Raw genomic sequence first — 22,731 nt, forward strand, 5'->3', positions numbered from 1 at the left:
TAAACAAAATATGGAGAAAAACAATCATTTTTACTATATTTTGTTATAAATTCGAATAATATTAAATAATACTATCCATTATAGGAGATTTTAGTTGAATACCTACTATATGATGTGTAAAATCTAAGCAAGTAGCAGTTTAAATATAAATTCGAGGTGAATACATGCTAGATTTTAAGCAGTTAGATGCTTGTTTGAAAGACAAGAGATTTATAGATGGATTAGAGGAAATAAATAATGAAATTTCATATATAAAAGAAAAGAATACTCTATCTTATTTGAAGAATTGGCTTGCTAATATTCCTTCACATAAAGAGTTTGATATATTAATACGTCTTACTGATGAAGGGCTTATGCACCAATACAGTTCATTCCTCATTCGCTACGCTTATAAAAAATTCCCAAATATGAGAACGCTCTCTTTATATTGTGATGAGTTAATTGATGAGCGGAAAATTCTTGAAGCAGAACAGTTGTTAAAAGACTCTTTAGAAGAGAGCAATAAAGAAGAAATATATGCCGATTTTTTAGCGAAAACATATTTTACTTTAGTAAGATGCCTGTTAGAAATGAAACGAAATGAAGAAGCGCTAATCTATATGCAAAAAGCAGAGGAGTACAGTACACGTGCTGTATTTGATAAATGGGGCTACGTCTATATGCATACAGGTGAATGGGAGAAAGCGGAAGAACGATTTATAGCCGGCATGCAGCATAAAGATTGTGAAGAACTATCCACATATTTATTATCACAGTTATATGCGAATAAAGGTGAACAGAAACGTGCATTACAGCTAATTGATGATGCAATTGTAAAGTTCCCGCAAGTACCATATTTTCATTTTGAAAAGATAAAATATTTATTAGATTTAGGGAAGTACGAAGATATGTTATCGGTAATAGATAATATAAATAACCAGCTTCCTTATCATGCTTATAAAGCTTATTTTGTACATTTACGTGCAGAAGCGTTTTACAAAATGAATAAACTTGTAGATTTACAACAGTTATTAAATGAAGAAAAAAGTTTAAAAGAGTCTTTATATCATAATTTAGAAAAAAATCCAGATGGAAAAAAGGTTCACTTACCTATAGTTCCAATTGTACAAAAGGATAATTATTGTGTGCCGACAAGTTTAGAAATGATGTTGCAGTTATGGGGAGAAAAACGTACACAAGATGAAATAGCAGAGTTTATTTTTGATATGACGGGATCGAAGTTTTCAGATACTGTTTCTTATTTGGAAGAATTAGGTTATGAATATCGTTATTTTAAAGGGAATGTAGAAAATTATAAGAGACTGCTAGATCAGGGGATTCCCGTATTATTAAGTATAGATATTGAGCATGCTTCACACGTACAAGTTCTATCTGGATATGATGATACATTGCAAGCCTTTTATGTTCAAGATCCGAACTTTATAGAGCCGGTTATTGTGGAATATAGTAAGTTACAAGAAAAATATCGTTATACAGGCTGTTTAGCGATTACGTTTGTTCCGAAAGAAAAGAAGGAACAATTATCATTTTTAAATGAAGAAGAAAATCATTATTTTAAATCCATTTTTTCTCTAACGGATCATTTAGATGAACAAGATAAAGATGGGATTAATAACTTAGTACAATTTTTAAAAGAGACTAGTAATAATCCGAATACGTGGTTATATACGATTAAACATCTAGATGTTGAAGTGGATAATGAGTTTATTTTATCATGTATTGAAAAGTTAATGGAGAGGTTTCCGAGCTCAGATTTTGTTAAATTACATGGTGCGCAGTGCTTTATTCGCCTTCAAGAATTAGAAAAAGCTGAGCAAATGCTTGCGAGTGTTGAGAAGAAAAATAATCGTGCTTTATATCATTTAATAAACGGAAGATATGCTTTTGAACAGGAAAGTTATATAGAAGCAATTTCAAGTTTTCGTTCCTCATTACAATTAGATGCAGACCAGCCAATTGCTTGGAGTTTTCTCGCTTTATCATATATGTATATCGACCAATCTGAAAAGGCATTGCAGTTTTCTCAAGTTGCTTTAGAACGTAGTCCAGAAAGATTTACTGTAACGAATCACGGGTTAATATTAATCGATTTAGAAAGATATGAAGAAGCGTATGAAATCTTTAACGACCTGCTAAGAGAGTATAAAAATGAGGCACATGTATGGTATGAGCGAGCGAGATGTGCACATCATTTAGGGAAATTACATTTAGCGATAAAAGGACTTAAAGTAGCGATTCAGTTGGATAGCAATGCACCTTACATTTATACGAAACTTTCGGAAATATACGAATCAGATTTGAAGGATGAAGAAAGTACGAAAGAAATATTACTAGAAGGCATTGAGAATTGTGATGATAAGGCGCCTCTATATGTAAAACTGGGTGACTATCATTTTCAAAATGATAGTCTGGAAGAAGCGGAAGTATTGTATAAACGTGCTTTAGAAGAAAATGATGAGGATGTTTATTCTCATTTCGGACTTACACAAGTTTATATGGCAAGAGAACAATATAAGGAAGCAAAAGAATATATTCTCGGTATTGAAAAACAAATTGAAAAGAGCCAAGATTTCCTTATGAATGCGGGAATGGTTTTATGGGATGCTGAACTTGAACTTGGTGGAAGCGAAGAAGGGTTTAAAGTAGCATTGTCTAAGTTAGAGAGTGGTATAAAGCAGAGCGAATATAATGTAGCAAGCGCGTTAGATGAATATGTGAATCGAATTAAAGGAACTGTATTTGTGCAACGAGGTATAGCATTCTTAAGAACGTTACACAAAGAAAGAAATGAAGTAAGTGAATATGGTTGTTATATAGGTATTTTATATGAATCTATTGGGCAGTACGGCCAAGCGATGAAAAGATATAAAAGGGCGATAGAACAAAAGGAAACAGCATTACCGTATTACCGAATTGGTGAAACACTTATGGTATTAGGGCAACTGACAGAAGCAAAACAAGCGTATGAAACATGTTTAGAGCTTGATGGGGATTTCGTAGGTGTACATTTACAGCTTGCGGAAATATACGAAAAAGAAGAAAACCGTTCTAAAGAGCAAAGTCATATGGTTCAGGCGATGAAAGAAGAGCCGTTGCATATTAATATGGAATATTTGGCACAGCTTTCAGTAGAGATGAATCTTCAGGAAGAGTTGCTGACGGAACTAGACCAATTAGCGGACGAAGTACCTGAAATATGGCGATTAGATGCGATTGCATATGTGTATGGAGCGATGGATGAAATAGATAAAGAACAGGCATGGATTGAATACGCACTACAATTAGATGGTGAGCATACAGAAGTTCTATATCATTATGCAAAAGTGTTAGTGAAAAATAGAAATGGAAAAGCAATTGAGATTGCAATGAAAGTGATACAAAAAGATGTAAATAATGAACGTATATTTGATGTATATGTAAAAGCGATAGAGCAACATAAGAAATGGTCTAACATACGAGATTTTCTTCATATATTAAAAATAAAAAAGGCAGAAAGAAGTATGGCGTTTATGTATGCTGCATCTGCGGTTACAGAAAGATGGATTGAACGTCAACAAAATGAACAGCCGAAGAAATCCATATTTACGAGAGCCCTTTATCGTATGAAAAACCGTGCGAAGGAAATTTCAATCATTACTACAATCATTGATTTATATGAAATTTCGTTACAGTTAAATCCGAAAAATAGCATGGCAGCGCTGCGATTTGCACTATTTTACGAGAATGTGACAATGAATAAAGAGGCGATAGATGTATTGCAAACATCGTTAGAACATAAATGGGATTACGATGTGGCAAAGCAACTTGTAAATCTTTTCATAGAGTGTGAGGAAGAAGATATGTTAAGGGATGCTTCGGAAGTAACGAAGCAAATGGTTCGAGAGTTACCAGATGATTATGATACTCTTCTTCTGCAGGCACAAGTATTCTTTAAAGCAGGAGAAGAAAGAAAAGCAGAAAAGATTACCTTACAATTAACGGAGCAAACACCATTTGTAAGTAGAGCATTTCTTACTTTAGGAGAAATATATCAAAGTCAAGAGAGGTTTAAAGAGGCAATTCATGTATTAGAAAATGCCTCTATACATCATCCGAATGAAACAGCAATTCTTCTTTCTTTAGCATCTTCATATCATGGTGCTGGCCAAACGATACAGGCAGAAAAAATAACAAATGAAGTATTAACAATGGATGAGAGTGATTTGTTAGCAAGATATGATCGTGCTTGTTATTTAGCACAGTTAAACAGAATGGAAGAGGCGAAGGTAGAACTTGAAATTGTACTTCGTGAGGATGAGTCGGGATTTTTCGCTGAACTTATCGAGGATGATGAAAATTTAGCAGCATTGCGAGAATTTGAAAAGTAATTGTATAAGAATAGGGAAAAAAGGATATAAATAAAAATATATTTTGAATTAGTTGACAATTTATCGCCTGATGGCATAAAATAGCTTTTAACAAAGTATACAAATCTGAAGACGAGAAAGAGTAAAATAGTGTACTGTTCCCCAGAGAGCCGGTATGTTGCTGAAAGCCGGTGTGCAGCCGTTATTTGAAAATCATCTCCGAGGAGCTGAGGCTGAAAGTTAGTAAGCCCGGACGGATGTCTACCGTTACAAAGAACACGTATGATAGTACGTTGCTAAGTGCTATTAGCGAAGAGCTAATAGAATTAGGGTGGTATCGCGGTTAAACCCGTCCCTACTTCATAGGGACGGGTTTTTTGTGTGCTTTAAAATATTCAAAGGAGTGATTGTAGATGAAGAAAGTAGATGTAAAAGAGTCAGCTGTAGGGAGAGAAACACGTATTCGTAAACAGTGGAACGAGCAAAGCATTTTCGAGCAATCAATTCAGAATCGAGAAGGCACACAATCTTTTGTGTTTTATGAAGGACCACCAACGGCGAACGGACTACCGCATGTAGGTCATGCACTTGGACGAACAATTAAAGATGTAGTAGCAAGATATAAAACGATGGTTGGCTATAAAGTATTAAGAAAAGCGGGCTGGGATACACACGGTTTACCTGTAGAATTGGGTGTTGAAAAGCAACTCGGTATTTCGGGTAAAAATGAAATCGAAGAATATGGCATTGAGCCATTTATTCAGAAGTGTAAAGAGAGTGTATTCACATATGAGAAGCAGTGGCGTGAATTCACTGAAAGCATCGGTTATTGGGTAGATATGGATGATCCATACGTTACGTTAAAGAATCCATATATCGAAAGTGTATGGCATATTTTAGGGACGATTCATGAAAAAGGATTATTGTATAAAGGGCATAGAGTTTCACCATACTGCCCAAGCTGTCAAACTTCACTAAGTTCACATGAGGTTGCCCAAGGATATAAAACAGTAAAAGATTTAAGTGCAACAGTTAAATTTAAAGTGAAAGATAGTGAAAATGAATATTTCCTAGGTTGGACAACAACACCTTGGACACTTCCAGCAAATGTTGCACTCGCTGTACATCCAAATATGGAATACGTTAAAGCGAAACAAGAGGGTAATGTATACATTGTTGCGAAAGAGCGTGTACAAGATGTATTAAAAGAAAACTATGAAGTACTATCTGTTCATAAAGGAGAAGAATTATTAAATACTTCTTATACAGCGCCGTTTCCGATGAAAGAAGTTACAAATGGTTACCACGTAATCGGAGCAGATTTTGTAACGGCAGATAGTGGTACAGGACTCGTTCATATCGCTCCAGCATATGGGGAAGACGATTATAGAGTCGTTCAAAGTGAAGGATTGTCATTCTTACATGTTGTAGATGAGAAAGGTGAGTATACAGAAGCAGTACCATTTTTGAAAGGTAAATTTGTAAAAGATTGTGACGTAGATATCGTTCGTTATTTAGCGAAGGAAGGTTTACTTTATCATAAAGAAAAGTATGAGCATAGTTACCCACATTGTTGGCGTTGTGATTCACCACTACTTTATTATGCTGGAGAAAGTTGGTTAATCCGAACGACTGCAATTAAAGATACATTTTTACAAAATAACGATACTGTTACTTGGTATCCAGATCATATGAAAAATGGACGATTTGGTAAGTTTTTAGAAAACATGGTGGACTGGAATATTAGCCGAAATAGATATTGGGGAACACCATTAAACGTATGGGAATGTGAAAGTTGCGATCATCAATTCGCACCGAAAAGCATTGCTGATTTAAGAAAGCAAAGTACGAAAGAAACACCTGAAGATTTAGAATTGCATAAGCCGTATGTAGATGAAGTGCAAGTTTGCTGTGAAAAATGCGGAAGTACAATGAATCGTACACCAGAAGTAATTGATGTTTGGTTTGATAGTGGTTCGATGCCATTTGCGCAATATCATTATCCGTTTGAAAATAAAGAGTTATTTGAAGAACAGTTTCCAGCAGATGTAATTGCAGAAGGAATTGATCAAACACGAGGCTGGTTTTATAGTTTATTAGCTGTATCCGCACTATATACTGGAAAAGTACCGTATAAACGAGTGCTATCACTAGGGCATGTTCTAGACGAGGAAGGACAGAAAATGTCTAAAAGTAAAGGGAATGCACTAGATCCAGTTGATTTAGTAGAGAAGTTTGGTGCAGATGCGCTAAGATGGGCTTTACTCGTTGACAGTGCTCCGTGGAATGCGAAGCGTTTTTCTGAAAGAACAGTATTAGAAGCAAAATCTAAATTTGTAGATACATTAGTCAATGTGTATAGCTTCTACGTTTTATATGCAAATTTAGATGAGTATAATCCGAACGAAACGTATGACGTAAAGCGGACGAAATTGGATGAATGGGTATTATCAAGATTGCATAGCACAACGAAAAAAGTGAGAACTGCACTTGATGATTATCAATTTACGAATGCAGCTCGTGAAATCGCGGCGCTTGTAGATGAAGTAAGCAATTGGTACGTAAGGCGGTCACGTAATCGTTTCTGGGAATCTGGTATGAATGCTGAAAAAGCAGCTGCGTATGAGACACTACATGAAGTGCTTGTGACAATTAGTAAGTTAATTGCACCATTTACACCGTTTGTCGCTGAAGATATTCATTTGAATTTAACTGGAAGTAGCGTTCATTTAGAGGATTATCCAGTTGTAAATGAATCACTACTTCAGCCGAAATTAGAAGCGGAAATGGATGCAGTTTTACAAGTTGTTGAACTTGGAAGAAGTAATCGTAATCAGCATTCTTTAAAAGTAAAACAGCCGTTAGCAGAACTTGTATTACTAGCACATAATGAAAATGATATGGATTGGGAATCTTATCGTGATATCGTTATGGATGAGTTAAATGTGAAGGCGTTCCATGTTGAACTAGATGAAACGAAGTATACATCCTATCAATTAAAGCTGAATTTTAAAACGGCGGGACCGAAGTTCGGTAAGAATGTAAATGCAGTAAATGGTTGGCTAAAGCAATTATCACAAGACGAGGTACAAAACTTTGTATCTACAGAAAGAGCAGTTTACGAAGCTGCATCAGGAGAAGAAGTAGTTGTAACGACTGAAGATGTATTAGTAGAGAAAGTTGCGAAATCTGGATTCTCTAATACAACTAACGGACAATATACAGTTATGTTAGATACAAATGTAACGGAAGAATTGTTACAAGAAGGAGTAGCGCGTGAATTTATTCGAGCAGTTCAAGAATATCGTAAACAGTTGAATTTACCAGTTAATTTAAGGGTAGATGTTATTCTTGATACAGAGGAAGAGTTGAAGCAAACATTAACGAATCATAAAGATCTGTTGGAAGAAAATTTACTCGTTAAGCAATTTTCATTTGGTAACTTAACGACTGAAGACGATGAACTATCTGTGGGTGAGACAAAAGTCCGCATTAAATTAAGTGCAGCTCAGTAAAGCAAAAAGGAAGTTGGAATGATTCCAACTTCCTTTTTGTATGATTAGAATTTATTTGGCCATACATTCGATAGGCTCACTAGCAAATATATTTCTACACAATTGTTTTCACGTTACACATAAATATTGAGAAAATTTCACTCATCCTAAATGGAAAGGTAATAGAATTGTTCGTAGAGAATTAAACGTAGATTCAATTTTTATCCATCCATTTTGTAAAGAATGATTGCCTAGTGGTAATGGGAAAAGGTTGAGCTACTTTATTAGGGGGAGTGGTTCTATGTTTAATAAAAAAATGGTGGCAATGGCAATGACTGTACCGTTAGTGATGGGGACGATTTCTACGGTTTCGGCATTGGAAAAACAACAACAAGTAAAGCTAGAAGCTTATTCGCCGCAGAAAAAAGCAACTGAATATTTAAAAGAAAATGCTGCGCAGTATGGATTAAAAGCAGACCTTTCAGACTTACAGTATATTTCTACAACAGAAACGTCAGTAGCTTCATATGTTAGGTTCCAACAAGTTGTGAATGGTGCGCCTGTATTTTCTAAACAAATTACAGTTACTCTTAACGGAGAGGGAAAGGGAGTACTTGCTGTTTCTGATTATCAATCTGTTAAAGGTGTGAAGGAAGTAACGACAAAAATTAGTGGAAAAGATGCAATACAAAAATCAATGGCGTATGTTGGAGAAGCAAGTGAACAAAACTTATGGGCTCCTACAGAGAAAGAATTCGGGTATATTGTTGAAGAGGGAATTGCTCGTCCAGTATACAAAGTTGTAGTCCATTCTAATAATCCATTTGGTGCATGGGAAACATTTATTGATGCAGAAAATGGAAAGTTAATTAAAAAAGTTGATATAAACCGTAAAGCAGAAGGATCAGGAAAAGTATTTTTACCTAATCCAGTCGTATCTAGCGGTAGTAAAGTAGGTTTAAAAGATAATAATGATGCAGATTCAACAGCGCTAACGAATCAATTAAAGACTGTTACGTTAAAAGGTCTAGATGGGACAGGATTTTTAATTGGAGAGTATGTAACGATTTCTTCAAAAGCAAAAACGAAATCTACGAATTTACAATTTAACTATACACGCGCAAATGATAGCTTTGAAGACGTTATGTCGTATTATCATATCGATACATTACAGCGTTACATTCAAGGGTTAGGTTTTAAAAATATTAATAATCGCTCTATTAAAGTGAATGTGAATGGAACGACGGCGGATAACTCATTTTATTCTCCGACAACGAAAGCTTTAACTTTTGGTACTGGCGGAGTAGATGATGCAGAAGATGCTGGTATTATCGCACATGAATATGGTCATTCGATTCAAGATAATCAAGTCCCTGGCTTCGGTAGTTCTGCAGAAGGTGGAGCGATGGGAGAAGGATTTGGCGACTTCTTAGGTGCTACGTATGAAGATGCAGTATCGACAACAGGGTACGGAAAAGCATGTGTTGGAGAATGGGATGCGACTGCTTATTCTAGTTCAGATCCAACGTGCTTACGCCGATTAGATAATAATAAAGTGTATCCGAAAGATATTACGAATGAAGTACATGATGATGGAGAAATTTGGGCTCAAGGACAATATGAGATGGCGCAAGCATTTGGTCGTGATGTTGCAACGAAAATTATTTTACAATCGCACTGGTCATTAACACCAAACTCTAAATTTAGTGATGGAGCAAAAGCGATTAAGCAAGCGGATGCTCTTTTATATGGCGGACAACATGCCGCTGATATCGATCGTATTTGGGCAGCGAGAGGAATTAGTACGAATTAATATAAAAAGTCGTGGCATTTATAAGCCACGACTTTTTAATTTGCTTTAGAACTGGTACTAGTAAAGTAAGCTATATGAATGATAATGTGAATTTATTCGTATTTCATTTATTTTTTTTCGTCTTTAAAAACAAAATGCTCTTTAAATTTTCTAGATTCAACTTTTTGACCATTTCGCATCGATCGGAATGGGTGTTCTTGCCATGTAATAATAACATCAACCTCATCTGCTTTTGTAGCAACTGGAAAATTAGCATGTTCAAATCCAGTTTTTCCACTTGCTAAACGACTTTCCTTTAGGGAGAAGAGTTCATATTTCGTTTTTGTTTTTGGTTCGTTGCGGAATACTTCGACTTGTACGTTATATACTTCACTGTTTCCAACATTTTTTACTGAAAATTGATATGTTTGAAATTCGTCTTTTTTAGCTTGAAGCTTTTTTTTGTTTACTTTTTTCGGTTCAGCAATATTCACTTGCCATTGATCAGAGTTTTGAGAGATAGGTAAAGATTTTGGTGAATAGGCGTACGTTTCATTCACTACAATTAGGCATAACAAAAGAAGAAAGAAACTAATCGCTTTTTTCATATAAACACCTCGCTATAAAATTTTTATTAATATGCGTAAATAAAACAGTAAATATGTAATTAAATGGAAAAAGGTGATACTTTGATTCAAATGAATTTGAAAAAACTTGAAGAAGTAGTAAATGGAGAAGGATTACAAGAATCGTTTCATCTTATAGAGATACATGGTGTCTGCATAGATTCTAAAAGCATGAAAGAAGGAAATTTATTTGTTCCAATCATTAGGGTGAAAGATGGGCATGAGTATGTGAAAGAGGCAATGGATAATGGAGCTGTCGCTACCTTATGGAAAAAGTCTTACGGTACTCCGCCAAAAGGGATTCCAATTATATTTGTGGATGACACTTTGTTTGCATTGCAACAATTGGCACAATTTTATCGAAGAGAGCTAAATGTAAAAGTAATAGGAATTACAGGTAGTAATGGCAAGACTACGGTAAAAGATATAATAGGAGGCATTTTAAGTTCAACTTATAAAGTGCATAAAACAAAGGGTAATTTTAATAGTCAAATCGGTTTGCCGTTAACAATTTTAGAAATGAAACGAAATACTGAGTTCTTAATACTTGAAATGGGAATGAGTGAAAAAGGACAAATTCGAAATTTATCACGAATCGCACAGCCAGATGTAGCGATTATTACAATGATTGGACAGTCACACTTAGAAACGCTTGGATCAAGGGAAGAGATTGCGAGGGCTAAATTTGAAATTGTAGACGGATTAAATGATGATGGACTGTTCTTATATAATGGTGATGAGCCATTACTTTCTCAAAATATTAATATGCTAGGTATAGAAAGTAAGTCGTTTGGTGGAAAGTATACAAATGATTTGTTTCCAACGAACGTACAATTAGATGAATATGGCGTTCACTTTAAATTAAATCATTCAAAAATACAGTACGATGTTCTCTTACATGGAAAACATAATATTTTTAATACGATTGTTGGAATCGCTGTAGGTCAATTTTACAAAGTCCCAATAGAAAAAATACAAGAAGCATTGCAGCAAATAAATATTACACAAATGCGCTTTCAGTTTTTAATTGCTAAAACAGGTTTTACAATTATTAACGATGCATGGAATGCCAGTCCGTCCTCCATGAAGGCAGCAATTGAAACGTTGCAGAAATTAAATGCCTATAAGAAAAAAATTATAGTGATTGGGGATATGTTGGAGTTAGGCAAGAAAGCGGAAACATATCATAGAGAAATTGGTAAAATGTTAAATGAAGAGAGCATTCAATATGTATTTACGTATGGAGAGTTAGCTGAAATTGTAGCGGAAGAAGCAAGAAAGAACTATCATACAGGAAAAGTGCAGTCATTTGATAATAAAGCCGAGATAGCAGAGGAAGTATTGAAAGTTATAACGAAAAAGGATGTTGTTTTATTGAAAGGTTCACGTGGAATGGCTTTAGAGGAGATTGTACAAAACTGGATGTGAAAAATCAAAATATATTTAAAAGTGCTTGCATTTTATAGAGTAAAGAGATAGAATACTCTGTAAATATAAAAAGTGATGATCAGGAAAAGTACATGATGCAAAGGTCTACAGAGAGCAATCGGTTGCTGGAAAGATTGCGATACCGCATGATGGAAAGACACCTGTGAGTGTTGCTTTGAACGTGATAATTAGTAAAAGCAAACGGTACCTACCGTTATCAGGACTAAGATGGTCATTATGACAATTTGGGTGGTACCGCGGAAAAATCCGTCCCTATTTATAGGGGCGGATTTTTGTATTCTTTGAAAGGGGGTGAGTGACCGTGGATGACGACGATGACAACAACAATAACGTAAATAAATATAAAATTACTGGAGGGAAATGTAATGGGTCAAATCATGAAACGTTCACTCACAAAAGAATGTACGGAGCAAAGCGGAAAGGTTGTATCACTTCAAGGATGGGTAAAAAAGATTCGTCATCTAGGTAATGTTAGTTTTTTATTATTACGGGACAGAACGGGAGTAATTCAATGTGTATTAGAAAACGAGTTAGCTGGATTCAAAGTCGATGTAGAAAGTGTTGTCCACGTAATTGGTGAAATAGTTGAGACGTCAAAAACAGAATTAGGCGTAGAAGTACTTGCTCACGAAGTGAAAATATTAAATGGTGCAGAACCACTTCCGTTTGAAATAAATAAAAAGAAGTTACAAGTTGGTTTAGATCAACTACTTAATGAGAGAGTATTATCATTAAGACATGAGCAAACCGCGGCGATATTTAAAGTGAAATCTACACTCGTTCAGAGCTTTAGTGAATTCCTTATAGAGAACGATTTCACACGTATATTTACTCCGAAAATTGTTTCCCAAGGGGCAGAAGGAGGAGCGAATGTTTTTAAGCTTCCATACTTCCAAAAAGAAGCTTATTTAGCACAATCACCACAGTTTTATAAACAAATGATGGTAGCTGGGGGACTCGAGCGTGTTTTTGAAATTGCACCTGTTTATAGGGCGGAACATCACAATTCTTCCCGTCATTTAAATGAATATATATCGTTAGACGTAGAGCTTGGCTTTATTCATGATTTTCATGAAGTGATGCAATTAGAAACAGATGTTTTACGATATATGTTTCAACAAGTAGCAAAAAACTGTGAAAAAGAACTACAACTATTACAAATAGAAGTACCTGTCATTACTGAAATACCGAAAATCACATTGTTAGAAGCACAAGAAATCTTGAAAAGTAAGTATCGTAAAGAATCTCCTATAGGGGATTTAGATACAGAAGGTGAAAAGTTACTAGGGAAATATGTGAAGGAAACATATAAGAGTGAATTTGTTTTTATTACACATTATCCGAAAGAAGCGAGACCGATGTATACGATGCCAAATAACGAGAATCCGGCTATTACTGATTCGTTCGACCTACTATATAAAGGATTAGAAATAACATCAGGAGCACAACGAATTCATAATTATGAAATGTTACTTGCTTCTTTTAAAGAAAAAGGATTACATCCCGATAAATTTCAATCTTATTTAAATACATTCCAATATGGTTGTCCCCCGCATGGTGGTTTTGGAGTTGGATTAGAGAGAGTTGTATATAAACTTTTAGAGTTATCGAATGTGAGAGAAGCGAGTGCTTTTCCGAGAGATTGTACGCGTCTTATACCATAATAATAAACCCCTTCTATAATATAGAAGGGGTTTATGCATTTCGACATATATTAAAATACATAATCGTTTTTTTGTGTGAAAATATGTTAATTATATTAAGAACATTTTATAATGAATTGAGAAAAAGAAAATTCATAAGTTATAATGAAATATGAATATAAAAAAAGTTCATATAATAATGTATGGAAGGGTATGAAACATGTTATATCAAACTCAAGCAACACAACAAACACCAGCTTATATAATTTATCTTCTGGATGTAAGCGCATCAATGAACCAAATGATGGATGCAGGCGGAGAAGAAAAAAGAAGAATTGATATTGTAACGGATGCTCTTTCTTTAGCGATTCGCCAAATGGTATTTCGTTCAACAAAAGGTAGTCGCTTGCTTCCAAGATATAAGTTATCTATTTTAGCCTATAGCGATCATGTTTTTGATTTATTGGGTGGTGTGAAAACAATAGACGAGGTAGCAAGACTTCGCCCACTAGAAAAAATCCAAACGCATCGTTTAACTGATACAGCAAAAGCTTTCTCTGTAGTGGAGAAGTTATTGCAAAAGGAATTACCAAATTTACAAGATGGACCAGCTCCTGTTGTTTGTCATATGACAGATGGGGCTTCAACTGGTGAAGATCCAGAATTAATTGTACGAAGAATTATGAATATGTCTGTACCTGATGGAAATGTACTAATTGAAAATATTTTTATTTCAGATGAAATTATGCAAGAACAAATTTCTAATATAAAGAAGTGGGAAGGGATTATGCCAAATACAGAGATTACAGATGAATATGGTGCAAAGTTGCAAAGACTTTCATCACCTATCCCTCAAAGCTATCGTGAGATGATGACGGAACATGGGTTTCATATTGCAGATGGTGCTGTGATGATGTTTCCTGGGACAAATGCGGACTTAGTATCACTTGGATTTCAAATGTCTGCTGCAACGCCGGTTCGATAGGAGGGGGACGTATGGTGAAATATATCCTATCGCAAAAGAAAGAAACGGTATTGCAAGAAAAGAAAATGAAACATTTTACTTATCGATATAGTTATGTAAGAGCAAAAGAGACGCAGGATTTAAATGAGAGTGGGCAGGACTTCCTAGCATTTCAAGATAATGGAACTAGTTTCATATTTGCGTTATGTGATGGTGTAGGGCTGTCTTTTCATGGTGAAATTGCTGCAAAATTTCTTGGTATGAAGTTATTAAACTTGTTTGAGACGTATCAAGAAATTGGACGGGATATTGCTGCATTATTAAATGATCAGTTGGAAAATTGGATAGAAGAAGCTTCAGAGGAAGTGAGTGCATTTCGATTGCCAGAACAAACACCGTGGTTACTTCGCGATGTCTTGGAGGAAAAGCGAAAACAAGGTAGTGAAGCGATGTTTATTGGCGGGAAAATAGAACTTATTCCAAATCAAGATAAAGTACAAATAACGATAGTTACACATGGCGATTCATTTGTACAATTGTTTCAAGATAAAGAGAATTGTTCGAATGTAATGAAGTTTGAGAGAAATATAGAGAAAAGATGGTCTACACAGCGAGGCATTATTGGCGGGGAATTGGCGGTTTTTTCAAAGACATTATCTAGACCAGAAGCGAATCGGATAGTTATTCACTCAGACGGACTTGCACCACTTAAGCAGTATAATTTTGAGGAAGTGTTAAAAGAAATCGAGAGGGCACAGAACTCTCCGACAAGTGATGATATTTCATTTTTAGATGTTTCTTGGTAACAAACACGATGGAAAAAAGGTGAATTAACGTGGAAGAGATTATTGTGACGTACATAAAACAATCAAATGAAGAAATTGATATTGCAATTCCAAATGACGTAAAAGCGGTACAAATTATTGAAGCAATTTTACATCATGAAAAAATAGATGAAGCATTGAGCGGTATCTATGAAATTAGAGTGGCAAAAGATAAAGAAGAATGGCATTCTATTCGAAATGATGAAACTTTGCGCGATAATGATGTGTGGGATGGACAATATGTAATGCTATATAAAAAAGGATCGATTATCCCTTCTTTTGAAATGCTACCGGCAGAAGAAGTTTATAATGAACCTGTTAAACAAGATATATCTACTAGTGAAGAAGATTATGTATGGAAAATAATTGAGTAATAGTTTTTGAATGGGGAAGGAGAAATGTTTTGTGCAAAAATCACCGTATTTTCAACGCTCTCCGCGTGTGAAAGTAGATATACCAACAGGGGATGTTATTATTCATGATCCGCCGAATATACCGGAGGAGCCGAAGTTTTCAATTGAAACAATGTTACTGCCAGCAATGATGACGGTTTTAACATTGGTATTATATTTTGTAATGATGAAATTTATGAAGATGAATTCAAGTTATATGCCATTAATGATGGTTTCAAGTATTCCAATGTTGGGATCATATGTAATTACAACAATGGGGCATTTCCGTAAAAAGAAAGAACATCGTCAAATGGTTGAACAATTACAAACAAGATACTTAGAGCAAATTCAAAAGCATCGAGTGGAATTAGATACGTTAAAGGTTGAACAAGCAAAATATTTAATTACACAAAATCCAAGCCCATTAAAAAGTGTACAAAGAATTGAAAATCGGGAAAGTAATTTATGGGAGCGTACACCTGAAAGTCCAGACTTTTTAGATATTCGTATTGGTACAGGAGAAAGACCATTCCTTGTAGAATTGAAGGTACCTGAGCAGAAAGGTTATGAAGAAAATCCATTAGTTACAGAAGCGCAAAATGTGAAAAGGGATTTCAATACGATACCAAATGGACACATTTCAATTTCTTTGAAAAAAAACGACGTAATTGGTGTAGTCGGAAATAAAGAAGATAGACTAAACTTTATTCGAATTGTAACGACACAAATTATGACGCATCATGCACCGAATGAAGTGAAAATAGCAGCCTTTTATCATGAGAAAGAGAAAAAACAATGGGATTGGATGAGGTGGCTTCCTCACGTATGGGATGAACAGAGAAGTATGCGTTTTTTATCTGAAAATCAACAAGATGCACAGAAACTAGCTGAAGTACTATTTACCCCACTTAATATGCGTAGAATCTATAATTCTTCTGCGCAAGCGGATGCAAAAGTTCCTTTAATTCCAATGTACGTCTTTTTCTTATCAGCGAGAGAATTTTTAGAGGATGACCCTTTAATTCCAATGTTACTTAGAGAAGGTGAAAGTGTAGGAGCTTCTACATTTATTTTTGCGGAACAAAAGGAACGCTTACCGATGGAATGTGATCTTGTAATAAGCTTAAATGGAGAAAATGGTGAGTTAGTAGAAACGTTTTCAAGTTCAGCTGAAAATAGTGGGACAACGCGTGCTAGTTTTAAAGTAGATCGACTTTCATTCGAGCGATGTGAACTAGGAGCGCGAAGTATTGCTCCAATTCGAATGAAAAGTTCTACAGCAGCCAACATTCCGAAAGTATTAACATTTTTAGACTTGTTTCAAGCTAAAAACATGGAAGAGTTACAAGTGCTAGAGAGATGGAAAGAAAATCGATATCCGACTTCATTACCGGTTCCAATTGGTGTGAGAGAAGGAAGTAAACCTGTTTTTCTAAATATTCACGATAAAATAGAGAAAAAAGGGCATGGTCCACACGGTCTAATGGCTGGTACAACAGGATCAGGAAAAAGTGAAGTGATTCAGTCTATAATAGCAGCTTTAGCAGCAACCTATCACCCTCATGAGATGGCATTTATGCTTATCGATTATAAAGGTGGTGGAATGTCAAACACATTTACTGGATTACCACATATTATTGCATCTATTACGAACTTAGAGGATCCAAACTTAATTGAGCGTGCCAGAATATCATTAAAGGCAGAATTAGAGCGGAGACAAAAATTATTCATTCAGGCTGGAAATGTCCAGCATCTAGATGAATATTATGAAACAAGCTGGCGTGAAAAAGAACCTTTACCACATTTATTTATTGTTATTGATGAGTTTGCTCAAATGAAAAAGGAACAACCTGAATTTATGGACGAGCTAATTAGTGTCGCTGCCATAGGAAGAACTTTAGGGGTTCACTTATTATTAGCAACTCAAAAACCTTCAGGGGTTGTAAATGACAAGATTTGGAGTAACTCGCGTTTTCGAATTTGTTTACGTGTACAAGATGACGCGGATAGTCGTGAAATGTTAAAGATTCCAGATGCATCTAAAATCAATGTACCAGGACGAGGGTATCTCCAAGTTGGTAGCAATGAAGTATTGGAATTATTCCAATCTGCATGGAGCGGAGCACCTTATAATCCGGATGAAGAGAAAGTTCTTGATATTGTTGACTTTACAGAAGTTAAGCTTTCCGGTGAAAGAATAAAAGTGAAAAAGCGTCCAAAACCAATGACAAATAGTCCAAAGCAATTACAAGCTTTTATTCAATATGTACAGAGCGTATCAGAAAAACAAAATATTAAAGCATTACCAGGACCATGGCTGGATCCATTACCAGAAAAATTATTGTTAAAAGAATTTTATGCTATGGAAAATTGGACAATTGCTGATTGGAATAAACCGAAAGAATATTTACAAGTAACAGTAGGATTAATTGATGATGTTGCAAATCAAGCACAATTTCCTCTGAAGTTAGATTTACAAGAAGGGCATTTAAATATTTATGGTATGCCAGGTACAGGGAAAACGACGATGTTGCAAACAATTATTATGTCCTTAGCTGTATCTCACACACCAGAAGAAGTGAATTTCTATGTTATTGATTTTGGCCGTATGTTCTTAGATTTTAGAGATTTACCTCATATAGGCGGAGTTGTACAAGAGGATGAAAATGAAAAAATGAAACGTCTATTCGGATTTTTAAAGAAAGAAATCACGCATAGAAAAGAGAGTTTTTCTAATATCGGTGCAAAGTCATTCTCTATGTATAATCGAATGGTTGGAAAGAAAATTCCTGCTATCGTTGTAATGGTAGATGGTTATATAAGATTTAAAAATGAATTTGAAAAAGAGAATGAAGTATTAGAAATGTTATTACGCGAATCAAGCACATATGGCGTGTACTTCTATTTCTCACTTAATCAAACAATTGATATGTTTGATCGTGTTCGTAATAATATACCGATGGCAATTACATTTGAATTGCAAGATAGAGCTGAATATCCTAGTTTAGTTGGTAGACCGAATTTCCCGTTAATTGAAGTTCCTACTGGCCGTGGGTTAATGAAAGGACAACCACCTGAATTGTTCCAAGCAGCACTGCCTTTTATAGGTGAAAGTGAACTTGAGTACTCTCAACAATTAAAAACGATTATCCAAAAAATGAGCAGTGAATGGGATGGTGAAAAAGCAAAAGAGATTCCAATGGTCCCTAAAGAAATATTTGTAGAGCATATGGTTGGAAAATTAGAACCAGCTCAAATTTCAGCAGGTATAGAGACAGAGGACATTCGTTTACAAAGTTTTTCTTTAGATGAAATGAGTCATATATTTGTTGGGGGAAGAATAGAAGGTGGAAAAACGTCGTTATTACAAACGCTTCTGTTCACTACTACATACCAATACTCTCCAGAAAAGGTTGAGCTATACTTAGTAGACCTTGGTGAAAGACCTACAGGCATATTGGCACTTGGAGATTTACCACATGTGGAGAAGAAAGTTACAGATGCTATGCAATTAAAACAAATGTTAGATGAATTGTTAGAGCTAATAAATAATAGAGAAGCAGTAATACCTTCTATAGATCCAAACGTAACAGTGGAGTTTCCATATAAGAAAATAATCGTTGCGATTGATGATATTGATCAAATGTTAACTATACTAGCTAGCGACTATGAGGCGAAAAATAAAATGGAACTAATAGTTCAAAACTGTAAAAATAAAGGGGTTCATTTTTTAACGGCTGCTACAACATCTAGTGTAAATAGCTTTTCACATGAAAAATGGTTTGCGGAAATTAGGAAGAGAAGTATTAGTTATTTATTAGGAACGACCCATAATAACGATGTGTATTTCTTTAATATGAAACTTCCACATGTTGAAATCGATCAAGAATTATTAAGTGGGGATGGATATTGCGTACGTAGAAAGCCAATCAAAATCAAATGTGCATATACACCATTACATTTACTTCGCACGATGACAGATAAAATTATTGTGAAATGGTCTGAAAATAGAGTTAAATAATATTAAAATAGGGTTAAATTACAAGAAAATAGAATTTTTTTGTAATTTAACCCTTTTAAAATTGTATGAATATAGTTTATAATCTAATTGTTGTATCATTTATGATTTGAAAGGGGAAATTAATACAATGACAGAAATTAAAATTAGACCAGAAGACCTTGAAAGAATTTCTAATAACTTTAATAACGCAGCTGCGGAAGCACAAAGTCAAGTTAATAGACTTGAAGGTGATATTAAAAGCTTAGATGGTCAATGGGCTGGGTCAACACAAGCGAAATTCAGAGGGGAATTTGAAAATTCTAAACAAAAAATGCAACAATACATTCCAATTTTAGAAGGAATTTCGAGAGACCTAAAACGTATTGCTGAGAAATTCCGTAGTACAGATAACACATACTAAGAATAGAACAATTGCAAAAGACCAGGAGCTATTGTTCCTGGTCTTTTTTGGGAAAATTGTTATACGAGAGTAAGGGGATAAAATGGGATTCCGACCAGAAGTAGGAGAAAAAATTAGTCTTAATAAAGATGTTTATCGTTTTGAGAAACACCCAGCTGTAATTGGTATTGAAATGCCCTATGGTCAAGAGGGAAGGCAAGGAACAGTTTATCAATTACAACAGGAAAATGGTGTGGAACGAATTGCATTAAAAGTTTTTAAGGAACGCTATCGTGAGGAAAAACATCAACTAGCATTTCTGAAACCACTTTCTTCCTTAGCGGGTCTTAAAGTATGTTCACGTTATATCGTTACTAAAGAAGAACATACATCTGCTATCGAAAAATCAGAAGATCTTGCTAATAGTATTGTAATGCCTTGGATTGAAGGTCCAACTTGGGCGGATATTTTACAAGAACAACGAATGTTATCAAAAGAACAATGTTTCTTTATTGCAGAAGCATTTCTTACAACACTTAAAATGATGGAAGAAAATGAAGTTGCTCATAATGATTTATCGTCTAGCAACGTACTCATACCTTTCTTAAGTGAAAGCCCAATTGAAGGCCAACACTATATCGAACTTGTTGACGTTGAGCAAATGTATGGTCCAAAAACGAAAAGACCTTTGTTATTGCCAGCAGGTTCAGCGGGCTACGCACCAATGTATTTAAAAAGTGGAGTATGGCAAAAAGAGGCCGATCGATTTGCAGGCGCCATTTTATTAGGAGAAATATTAAGTTGGTGTAGTGAAGAAGTTCGAAATAAAAAGTGGACGGATGCAAGTTACTTTAAAACGGAAGAAATGCAGACAGAATGTGAAAGATATACGTTACTTCAGCAAGTATTACATAATCAATGGAATGGAGAAATTGCAAAATTATTTAAGCAGGCATGGAGTAGTAACTCTTTCGCAGAATGCCCAAGCTTTGCACAGTGGTACGATGTATTCAATAGCGCGAGAGAAAGAATAAAAATTGATGCGGAAAGGCAGTCAGCAGAAGAACACTCTCTTTTTGTATCAAAATGTTTGGAAATTGCAAGATTATTAGAAGAGAGAGGATTTAAACAAGCGGCATTATATGAGTATAAAATAATTTTCAATTCACTCAATCCATCAACAGCTCTACAAAAAGAACTCGCATATATCATTCAAACTATGGAGAGTCAAGAGCCTGAAATAAATAATAAAATGGTACTACAACATTATTTGGAATTAGCTACTGAATTGGAACGAGAAAACAATGCAGTATTTGCTTGTTTCGTCTATTCACGAATCGTACAATTTCCAAACATTGATCAGGCGTTAAAACAGGAAATTGAAAGCATTATTGAAGAGATAAAAGAAGAGCAAGGAACACAGTCGCAGCAAGAAGTAGCAGCTACAATTACAGTTCCAACTAGTATTCTACAGAGCCGGAAACAAACGAAAAAACAAGTGGAATATGATATAGATGATGAAATTTTAAATGCAAAAGCATCAAATCAACCACTTACAGTAGCGCATGAACAAAGTGAACCGTCGGCTTTTTCTGCATGGTGGAAAAAGAATAAAAAGCGAATTTTGATTATTGGCTCAACCGTAGTAGTTGTAATAGGTGGTTCAACGTTATTTTATTTCTACACAACAAACGCTAAATATCAAAAGTTTATGGAACAAGCAAGACAAGCTTATGATGATAAAAAATATACAAAAGCAGAAGAAGCTGTTGGGTATGCAATTGCTGTGAAGGGTAAAGACGAGGCTTATCTCCAATTAGCAACGATTTACGTTGCTGAAGGAAAAAATAAAATTGCAATCGATTATATTACAAAACTAATAAAAGATAGAGAAATAGATAAAGAAAATAATGAAGCTGCTTATCTATTAGCTTCAGCAAATTTCCGCATTGGAAAATATCAAGAAGCAGTGCAAAATTTTGAACAAGCGTTAGCGAATAATGCAAAAGGAATTGAACCATACAAAAAAGATGCGATGCGGGATTTAGCTGTAAGTCATATGAAAATGAAAGAATTTGAAAAGGCAGAAGATGTTATTGTCAAAATGAGTACGAAAACAAATGAAGATAAGGCAATTGTTTCGTATTTAAAAGGTCAATTATCAACGGCAACTGTACAGTTAGACAAAGCAGAATCTTTCTTTAAAGAAGCTATTATGCAAGATTCAAAGAATCCGATATATACAATTGAACTTTCAAATTTATATGTGCTTTGGAATAAAACAAACTTAATTGATAGCGCGAAGAAAGAAATGAATTATCAACAAGCATCTCACATTTTACAAGTAGCGATTCAAAAAGATATGAAAAATATTGAGTTGTTAAATCAACTAGGAATTGTGTATTACGAAGCGGGCCAATTTTATGAAACGCGAGATGGTGCAAAGAGTACTGCTGCATATCAGCAAGCGTTAGAAGCTTACAATAGAGTTGTCAGTAGCGGAACACGCGACATAAATACGCTTGTAAATATTGGGATTTTATACGATAAAGTGGGACAAGGTAATGAAGCAGAGAAACTTTTCACAGAAGCATACTCACAAAACGATGAGAATCCACATGTGAATTTTGCATTCGGGATGTTTAAAATTAAACAGAAAAAATATGAGGAAGCAAGTCGCTTCTTAAGAAAAACAGTGCAAGCAAATGAAAATGAATCTGAAGTAAAAGCCGCGCAAGAAAAACTAACAGAAATGAAAACAAACGGTTGGATTCAATAAAGATAGGAAAAGGGGAAAAGGA

The 22,731-nt window shown here is 34.9% G+C and carries 12 protein-coding genes and 2 other annotated features; of the genes, 11 read left to right on the forward strand and 1 reads right to left on the reverse strand.

The features are described 5' to 3' along the window. Positions 1-164: 164 nt before the first annotated feature. The 3 genes from ATN06_RS10880 to ATN06_RS10890 all read left to right on the forward strand — a co-directional run bounded on the left by ATN06_RS10880 (position 165) and on the right by ATN06_RS10890 (position 9,653). The gene (locus ATN06_RS10880) at positions 165-4,367 is read left to right on the forward strand and encodes a bacteriocin-processing peptidase family protein (RefSeq protein WP_060630640.1); all 4,203 of its coding nucleotides are present in this window, start codon (positions 165-167) and stop codon (positions 4,365-4,367) included. 99 nt (positions 4,368-4,466) lie between these two features. Continuing rightward, positions 4,467-4,706, forward strand: a binding site (T-box leader). Between the two features lie 53 nt (positions 4,707-4,759). Next, on the forward strand, positions 4,760-7,861 hold the full coding sequence (gene ileS / locus ATN06_RS10885; protein WP_060630641.1) for an isoleucine--tRNA ligase: 3,102 nt from the start codon (positions 4,760-4,762) through the stop codon (positions 7,859-7,861). Between the two features lie 280 nt (positions 7,862-8,141). Then, complete coding sequence (locus ATN06_RS10890) at positions 8,142-9,653, forward strand: M36 family metallopeptidase (RefSeq protein WP_060630642.1); 1,512 nt, start codon at positions 8,142-8,144, stop codon at positions 9,651-9,653. Positions 9,654-9,760: 107 nt separating this feature from the next. Here the strand turns inward: ATN06_RS10890 and ATN06_RS10895 are convergent, their stop codons facing one another. Continuing rightward, entirely contained in the window at positions 9,761-10,240 is a 480-nt protein-coding gene (locus ATN06_RS10895; RefSeq protein WP_060630643.1) for a hypothetical protein, read from the reverse strand. 63 nt (positions 10,241-10,303) lie between these two features. On the opposite strand from ATN06_RS10895, the gene ATN06_RS10900 reads away from it, so the two are divergent. The 8 genes from ATN06_RS10900 to ATN06_RS10935 all read left to right on the forward strand — a co-directional run bounded on the left by ATN06_RS10900 (position 10,304) and on the right by ATN06_RS10935 (position 22,709). Next, positions 10,304-11,686, forward strand: coding sequence for a UDP-N-acetylmuramoyl-tripeptide--D-alanyl-D-alanine ligase (locus ATN06_RS10900; protein WP_140350460.1), 1,383 nt, complete (start codon positions 10,304-10,306; stop codon positions 11,684-11,686). Between the two features lie 66 nt (positions 11,687-11,752). Then, positions 11,753-11,964 (forward strand) — a binding site (T-box leader). 108 nt (positions 11,965-12,072) lie between these two features. Further along, positions 12,073-13,371: an aspartate--tRNA(Asn) ligase gene (gene aspS, locus ATN06_RS10905; RefSeq protein ID WP_060630644.1), complete on the forward strand. Its 1,299-nt coding sequence runs from the start codon at positions 12,073-12,075 to the stop codon at positions 13,369-13,371. Positions 13,372-13,570: 199 nt separating this feature from the next. Beyond that, positions 13,571-14,335, forward strand: a complete 765-nt coding sequence (locus tag ATN06_RS10910) for a vWA domain-containing protein (protein WP_044792564.1) — start codon at positions 13,571-13,573, stop codon at positions 14,333-14,335. Between the two features lie 11 nt (positions 14,336-14,346). Then, on the forward strand, positions 14,347-15,120 hold the full coding sequence (locus ATN06_RS10915) for a hypothetical protein (protein ID WP_060630645.1): 774 nt from the start codon (positions 14,347-14,349) through the stop codon (positions 15,118-15,120). Positions 15,121-15,149: 29 nt separating this feature from the next. Then, positions 15,150-15,512: a ubiquitin family protein gene (locus ATN06_RS10920; RefSeq protein WP_060630646.1), complete on the forward strand. Its 363-nt coding sequence runs from the start codon at positions 15,150-15,152 to the stop codon at positions 15,510-15,512. Positions 15,513-15,543: 31 nt separating this feature from the next. Next, on the forward strand, positions 15,544-19,551 hold the full coding sequence (essC, locus tag ATN06_RS10925) for a type VII secretion protein EssC (RefSeq protein WP_060630647.1): 4,008 nt from the start codon (positions 15,544-15,546) through the stop codon (positions 19,549-19,551). A gap of 127 nt (positions 19,552-19,678) precedes the next feature. Further along, positions 19,679-19,951 (forward strand): WXG100 family type VII secretion target, encoded by a 273-nt coding sequence (locus ATN06_RS10930; RefSeq protein WP_000136048.1) that lies wholly within the window; start codon positions 19,679-19,681, stop codon positions 19,949-19,951. A gap of 82 nt (positions 19,952-20,033) precedes the next feature. Then, the gene (locus tag ATN06_RS10935; protein ID WP_060630648.1) at positions 20,034-22,709 is read left to right on the forward strand and encodes a tetratricopeptide repeat protein; all 2,676 of its coding nucleotides are present in this window, start codon (positions 20,034-20,036) and stop codon (positions 22,707-22,709) included. The last annotated feature ends 22 nt before the right edge of the window (positions 22,710-22,731 follow it).

The sequence above is a fragment of the Bacillus thuringiensis genome, assembly GCF_001455345.1.
In the GTDB taxonomy this organism is placed as follows: Bacteria; Bacillota; Bacilli; order Bacillales; family Bacillaceae_G; genus Bacillus_A; species Bacillus_A thuringiensis_N.